The organism is Bacillus sp. 05T31, assembly GCF_056396725.1.
Genome location: NZ_JBFTMA010000211.1, coordinates 1 through 6,079, shown reverse-complemented (window position 1 = coordinate 6,079; position 6,079 = coordinate 1). Strand labels below are relative to the sequence as shown.

Below are 6,079 nucleotides of genomic sequence, written 5' to 3'. Positions count from 1 at the left end.
GAGTATATACTCTGCATGCTTTTTATAATGCTGAAAACTCTTCAACAAGTGAGCTAAAACGATTTAGTGCACTTTCAATCGGTTCTGGCGTAGTTAAATCAACACCAGCTTTTTTCAGTAAGTTTAATGGATAGTCAGAACTTCCGCCTTTAAGGAATTCAATATAGTTTTTCTGAGCATTTGGATTGCCGCTCAATAACTTATCAGCAATTTGGATTGCAGAAGCGAATCCAGTTGCATATTTGTAYACGTAAAATGGACGRTAGAAATGMGGAATTCTAGGCCAGCCRTATTTTACTTCTTCGTCAAATACRAGWGARTCRCCRTTATAYTCTCTAAAYAASTTTTCATAAAYTTCGCTAAAGACTTGGGCRTTTARKGGTTTACCTTGTTCGGCCATTTCATGTGTAATTTTTTCAAATTCTGCAAACATGATTTGTGTAAAGAAAGTACCTTTAAAGCTATCGATAAAGTAGTTAATTAAATGATTACGTACGTTCGTTTCTTTTGCTTCTTTTAATAAATAATGAATTAATAACACTTCATTTACTGTAGAAGCGACTTCTGCAACAAAAATGGAATAGTGTGCAGAAATTCTTGGTTGGTATCCGTGTGAGTAATGCGTATGCATACCGTGCCCGCATTCATGAGTAAGGGTGAAAAGGCTATTTAAATCATCATGATGATTTAAAAGAATGAAAGGATGAACACCGTATACACCAAAGTTATAAGCACCAGAACGTTTTCCTGGTGTTTCTCTCACGTCTATATAGCGTTTATCTTTAAAGTTTTTTAATGTTTCGATATATTCTTTACCTAAAGGAGCTAGTGACGCGATCATTATATCAAACGCTTCGTCGTATGGAATGTCTTGTTTTACACCTTTTACTAAATCAACACTCAAGTCGTATTGTCGTAGTTCATCTACATTTAATTTTTCTTTTCTAAGTTCATTATACGTATGTAATGATTGAATGTTTTTTTTCGTTGTCTCAATTAAATTTTCATATACTTCTTTCGGAACCATGTCGCCAAATAATGATTTTTCTAAAGCTGATGGATATTTTCGTAGCTTTGAGACAGTAACATTGTTTTTAATAGCTGCGGACAAAGTAGAAGCGATAGAGTTTTTTAACTGAACATATGGCTTGTAATAAGCTTTATAGGCTTCTTCACGTTTCTCACGATTCTCATCTTCTATTAGCTTTGAATACATTCCACGTGTTAAGTTTACTTTTTCTCCATCATCAGTAGTCACTTCACCAAAAATTATATCTGCATTATTTAACATGCCAAATGTATGCTGTGGGGAGGAGAGTGCTTCACCCATTTGTGATAAAATCTCTTCTTGGTCTTTATTCAAAACGTGTTTTTTATAACGGTATAACTCAAATAAGTCTTCTTTATAATAGTGTAAGCCTTCGGTTTCTTCTATGTAAGAATGTAATGTGTTTTCATCTACGCTAAGTAAGAATGGAGAAAAGAAAGATTTAGCCGCACTTACTTTCACATGTAATTGTGATACTTTATCGACAAGGGATTGAGCGTCAGTATCGCGTGTATCAAGATCAGATTGTAATCGTGCATAAGCGAACATTAAAGATATTATGCTAGATATTTCTTCACTCTTTGTTAAATAAGCTAATAAACTATTGCCATCGTGAATATTTCCATTAAACTTGTGTAATTCATTCGTTAATACTTCAATTTTATGAAAATCGCTTTCCCAATCTTCAATTGTATGATAAATATCCGTTAAATCCCATTTTTCTTTATCAGCTACTTGTAGTCGATCTTTAAGTTCAGTCATAATCATTTCCTTTCTAAATATGTAGTTATATTCCTATATAACTATGAAATACAACAAATTGCAAAAAATCCCTGCTGGAAAATGAAAAGCCTTGCCGGAAATGGCGAGGCTTTAAAAGTTATAATGTAATGCCGAACGTTGAATGAAGGAGGTTTGTATATTGCTCTTTTGTAATTGTTTCTTTTGTTTTATTTCTATTTTTCGTTACTGTAAGGCTATCTTTTGTTAATGATGCGTGCCCGTCATGAGTAAGTTTTACAACAAGAGGTACTTTGTTAAATGGTGAACCTTCATGTTCAACAATAATTTTTTGTGCTGCATTTGCTTTCGTTTCATCCACTTCTTCCAAGTAAAATGCATAACCTACTGTCCAATCATCAGTAGAAGATTGATCTAGAAACTCATTGTTTTTACGCATTTCTAAAATATAATTACCTTTTTCAGTCGTTTCTTTACGAATACGATAGTCGCCTGTTACAGAATGAACGATCTCACCTGAGAAAGGAACAGGGGAAAGGGGTAAATATGATCCGAAACCTACTTCAATTAAGTAAAGTTCATTATGATGTTGTAAAACAGTTGCGATATGCCCTGAATCTACAGCCCATATAGAATTTGCAGCGTTATAAACTGTTCCTGAAACGAGATGGACATCGAATTTAGAGTCTTTAAGGAAGTAATACATAGCCGGATTCAATTCATAACAAAGGCCGCCACGGTTGTTTATTAAAATTTTTTCTTTTAGATTTTCTTTTGATATTTCTTTAAAGTTGTTTTCGAGAATATTTAAGTTTTCAAAAGGGACAGTTTGTGCCATTGCGTACATAATGTTAGGTAAATCTTCAAATGAAACTTTGTGTTTTTCTTCTATATTTAATCTTGCAAAAAATTGTTTTTGAAAGTCGGTCATAGAAATCCCTCCGTTATGCTTTTATAGATAAATTGTAAACAATTTTGAATCCGATGTGAATTTTAAACTATATGGGGTACTTGTGGAATAGTTGAATTCATATTTTGAAAAATAATGTGAGAGATTAAAAGATTGTTGCTTTACTAACTGTAGAACGAATATTATAATAACTTTAACGAATTATGCAAACGTTTTCTTGGAGGGGATGGTGTAAATATGTTGAAAAGGATTACGGTAGTCTGTTTATTGTTTATTTTGCTTTTTCCTAATATATATGAGGGAAATAAGGCAGAAGCAGCAACAGTGAACAATGGAACATTAATGCAGTATTTTGAGTGGTACGCTCCGAATGATGGGAATCATTGGAATCGTTTGCGTTCCGATGCTGAAAGTTTAGCTCATAAAGGAATCACATCTGTATGGATACCACCTGCATATAAAGGGACTTCGCAAAATGATGTAGGGTATGGGGCCTATGATTTATATGATTTAGGGGAGTTCAATCAAAAAGGAACGGTGCGGACGAAATATGGGACAAAAGCACAGTTGAAATCTGCAATTGACGCTTTACATAAGCAAAACATCGACGTATACGGTGATGTAGTTATGAACCATAAAGGTGGGGCTGATTATACTGAAACCGTAACAGCTGTAGAGGTAGACCGAAACAATCGAAATATTGAAGTGTCAGGTGATTATGAAATTAATGCATGGACGGGGTTTAACTTTCCAGGGCGCGGAGATTCTTATTCTAATTTCAAATGGAAATGGTATCATTTTGACGGAACGGATTGGGATGAAGGAAGGAAATTAAATCGAATTTATAAATTTAGGGGTATAGGTAAAGCGTGGGACTCGGAAGTGTCTAGCGAAAATGGAAATTATGATTATTTGATGTATGCAGATCTTGATTTTGATCATCCTGATGTTGCGAATGAGATGAAAAATTGGGGAACATGGTATGCGAATGAATTAAATTTAGATGGCTTTCGTTTGGACGCTGTTAAACATATTGATCATGAATATTTACGCGATTGGGTAAATCATGCCAGACAGCAAACGGGGAAAGAAATGTTTACAGTAGCTGAATATTGGCAAAATGATGTTCAAGCTTTAAACAATTATTTAGCGAAAGTCAATTATAATCAATCTGTGTTTGATGCACCGCTTCATTACAATTTTCATTATGCTTCAACAGGAAATGGGAATTATGATATGAGAAATATTTTAAATGGAACAGTAATGAAAAATCACCCTGCACTCGCAGTTACTCTCGTTGAGAATCATGATTCTCAGCCTGGGCAGTCATTGGAATCTGTAGTAAGTCCGTGGTTTAAGCCGCTGGCATATGCATTTATTTTAACTCGTGCAGAGGGCTATCCTTCAGTTTTCTATGGTGATTACTATGGGACAAGCGGAAATAGTAGTTATGAAATTCCAGCGTTAAAAGATAAAATTGATCCAATTTTGACGGCACGAAAAAACTTTGCATATGGTACGCAGCGTGATTATTTAGACCATCCAGATGTGATTGGCTGGACAAGAGAAGGYGATGGTGTACATGCTAATTCTGGTTTAGCGACATTACTCTCRGACGGACCAGGAGGATCAAAGTGGATGGATGTTGGAAAGAATAACGCTGGGGAAGTATGGTACGATATTACGGGTAATCAAACAAATACTGTAACAATTAATAAGGATGGATGGGGGCAGTTCCATGTAAGTGGAGGCTCAGTTTCCATATATGTTCAGCAGTAAATCGGTGATGAAAAAGAAGCGGTAGACTGAAATATAAGTTTTCCTCTTCTTTTTTACATGCTGCATAGTTATAAAAGTATGACACCTTTACTTCTTACAAAACATATAGTATGATAATTTCAGTAAATTAGATTTCAATGACCATAAAATATAAATTAATGAGAGGTGCTTTTTGTGAGTGCGGTAGGTACTAAATAGGAAAAATTTAATGGAATAAATCGGATAAGACCAGGGGATTTTTATGTAAATCATACCCCTAATTTTGTCATGGATTTATTTCGAAACCTATGAAGATACCTACAATACTTTATAAAGCGTGTAATAAGGGGATTGCCATCTGTTTTTATGGCTTATTTCCTCATATGTTATTACACATGCCTTGTAAATGTAAAAGCTGCGGTATCCCCGCAGCTTTTTTGTATATGTTTTTAATGTATAAAAATGGTAATTGAATAATGTAGAACTCATTGGAATCTAATGAATAGGTATCTTCATTGATGATAGAAATCAATCATAGTGAGGAGAAACAAAATGAATACGATGACTTTTGAAAAGTTACAATATAACGAATTAATGGAAATAGTGAAATCATATTGTGTAAGTGGATTAGGWAARGAATTATTAAATAAATTAGTGCCGAGTACGAGTATAAAAGTAGTGAGAAATCGTTTAAATGAAACGACAGAAGCACGATCTATASTAGATGCAGAAGGRCATGTGCCTTTCTTCGGAATTTCWAATATTGCTAGTACAATTCAAAAATTAGAAAAAGGGATGATTTTAGACCCAGCAGAGTTAGTGAGCGTTTCAGACTTTTTACGTGGRTGYMGAAAGATTAAAAAATTTATGTTAGATAAAGAATTTTTTGCGCCAGTATTAGCTTCTTATGCAAATTCAATGACTGAATTTAAAAGTATTGAAGAGGAAATTAACTTTTCCATTAAAGGAAATAGCATTGATGCAGCTGCTAGTAAAGAGTTAAAACGAATTCGAAATAACATTGATTCTGTAGAYGGAAAAATAAAAGARCGYTTAACGAAGTTTTTAAATAGTAGTGCAAATAAGAAGTATATTCAGGAATTCTTTATTAGTAAAAAGGATGATCGCTATACGATTCCAATCAAATCTACCTATAAAAATCAAGTTGCGGGAAGTATTGTTGAAGCATCTGCAAAAGGTTCTACTGTATTTATAGAACCGCATACGGTTACAAAGCTAAATGCGGAACTCGCGGGTTTGAAAGCAGAAGAAGCGATGGAAGAATATCAAATTTTAGCGACTTTATCAGGAATGGTATTAGAAAATATTTATCATATAAAAATTAATATGGAATTGATTAGCCAATATGATATGGTATTTGCGAAAGCGAAGTTTAGTAAATCAATTGATGGAATAGAGCCGAAATTAAATGATCATGGCTACATTCATTTAATGAATTGTAAGCATCCGCTTTTAAGTGGAAAAGTAGTACCATTAAACTTTGAAATCGGTCAAGAATACCGTAGTTTAATTATTACTGGGCCGAATGCAGGCGGGAAAACAATTGTGCTAAAAACAATTGGATTGTTAACATTAGCGACAATGTCAGGCCATGTCAGGCC

4 protein-coding genes are annotated in these 6,079 nt (G+C 34.0%); 2 read left to right on the top strand and 2 right to left on the bottom strand.

From position 1 onward, the window contains the following. Positions 1 to 22: 22 nt before the first annotated feature. Together pepF and AC1DJR_RS14365 are read right to left on the bottom strand one after the other, a co-directional pair. Positions 23 to 1,810 carry an oligoendopeptidase F gene (pepF, locus tag AC1DJR_RS14370; protein WP_477002871.1) on the bottom strand — a complete coding sequence of 596 codons (1,788 nt, stop codon included), beginning with the start codon at positions 1,808 to 1,810 and terminating at the stop codon, positions 23 to 25. A 118-nt stretch (positions 1,811 to 1,928) separates the two neighbouring features. After that, positions 1,929 to 2,720, bottom strand: a complete 792-nt coding sequence (locus AC1DJR_RS14365) for an arylamine N-acetyltransferase family protein (protein WP_410591648.1) — start codon at positions 2,718 to 2,720, stop codon at positions 1,929 to 1,931. Between the two features lie 216 nt (positions 2,721 to 2,936). On the opposite strand from AC1DJR_RS14365, the gene amyS reads away from it, so the two are divergent. After that, positions 2,937 to 4,478, top strand: a complete 1,542-nt coding sequence (gene amyS / locus AC1DJR_RS14360) for an alpha-amylase (protein WP_429691843.1) — start codon at positions 2,937 to 2,939, stop codon at positions 4,476 to 4,478. 531 nt (positions 4,479 to 5,009) lie between these two features. Further along, positions 5,010 to 6,079: MutS2 family protein (locus tag AC1DJR_RS14355; RefSeq protein WP_477002870.1), on the top strand; the 1,070-nt coding region annotated here is incomplete at its 3' end.